1 pseudogene is annotated in these 1683 nt (G+C 43.6%); it reads left to right on the forward strand.

The window, feature by feature from the left end:
• Nucleotides 1-1349 precede the first annotated feature (1349 nt).
• A pseudogene (locus PPL9_RS33960) lies at nucleotides 1350-1683 on the forward strand (serine hydrolase); the annotation flags it as partial.

Here is a 1683-nt window from a genome sequence, read left to right on the forward strand (position 1 = left end):
TCTGTTCAACTGAAGAGAGGGGGTTTCTTATTCAAAAAATTGGGATCTAAACATCGCTATCCTCAAGTAGAACCGCGACAAAAAGTAGATTGGCCTCACAACGGTAGCAACACAAATAATTTTAATGCTATATTGCTGTGGTCTATACGTTAATTAATCTAATTATGATTAGTTTTTATATAATTTTATTTGTACTTAGATAATCACATTGCCGTTAAGATATAATGATATAACAACTTACAGCATTACATAGTGAAGACGTAACCTTAAAATAACTAAGGAATAATTTGGGAGAAATGCCAAGGTAAACATGTAGAGGCTCCTTAGAACTATAATAGGACCACTCCAGCTAGCGAAGTCATTGGGTACTTCTTCGATCCTTGACGACAAAGGGGTATCATCAAGCTGCTAACTGGCATTTCTCCCACATCAAAGTTAGTCACTCAGACTGTTGCTCTTCTTACTCCTATTAAACTTAGCAATAACAGACCTGGAATCTGCGATTATCATTTTGATGCCATCGATGATTGAGTATTTGAAGGCAACTATGCTTACAACGCAAAATAGTCATGAGAGACTTTGCTTTGGGCTATACATTAAAGTTTAAAAGCAAAGATATTGGTTTTGAACTTAGCTCTCTAGAAAGAGAGAGCAAGGCCGACTGCCTTCTACTTAAACTGCTTGACTAGGTGGTGAGATCGGATGTTCAGGTTGCTGGAGACTTGAACTACATAACTTAAAACGCTCATCCAATTTGGAAGTGCTTATGTGTGCAACCAAGGAGGTGCCGCCGCACCACTGACAGTTGGACACAGTACATGCTTCAGTTAGCGCCCGCAGAGCTCCGCCTCGTACTCGCTTAAGGCAACCTGCTTTGCAGGCAGATCTACGCTTTCTCCACCTTACATTCTCCGATCGACACGCCACGACTAACCCAACACTCGGAAAGGAGACTGATTTCAGACCCATTCGAGCCTTCTACGTGTAAGTCGTTTGTATAGCTTATGCAGAGATTGCCATTCAACTCTTGCTAGATCCGCCCAAATGTCCGCAGTTGACCCGACACTCTAGTTATGGGCTGTTGCCCCTCAAATCATCACGCCTGCCACGGATCACGGCAAAATCTGTGCCTTTCCAGTTCATATGTCCACATTGCCAACGGTACTTCTTGTTCCTAGCAGTGCTATCAACCAAGAGAAGCATGTTACACTCGCTGCTGTGGCTGGTGCCACCCTAAGTGATTTCATCGCAACGTCGGCATCATTTACAGGCCTTGGAGCAAGGGGACATGTCTTGTAGGTGGCTGGAATTTGAATTCCAAGGACTGAATTTTTGGGAGTGTACTTAGCATGAATCGCCGTTATCTGTTAGTTGCGCTAGCCTTCGTACTGATTGCTGCATCCGTGCTGACTTATCTCATACAGACCGGAGAACGTGGACTAGGACGTCAAGCGCGGCACACCCGAAGTTTGGACGTGACTCAACTTGACGCAACTAAAATCAAGAATTTAGGTTGGGATGCAAAAGGGCTGGATGTAGTTTTCAACTACGCTGCTAGTTTAAGCACAGATTCCTTCATGATCATCACCGATGGTCAAAGAGTTGGTGCCTTCGGTGATCTTTCAAAACCCTACAGTATTCATTCTATAAGAAAATCTCTTCTAAGCGCTCTATTCGGCCAGC

The sequence above is a fragment of the Pseudovibrio sp. POLY-S9 genome (genome assembly GCF_001431305.1).
In the GTDB taxonomy this organism is placed as follows: domain Bacteria; phylum Pseudomonadota; class Alphaproteobacteria; order Rhizobiales; family Stappiaceae; genus Pseudovibrio.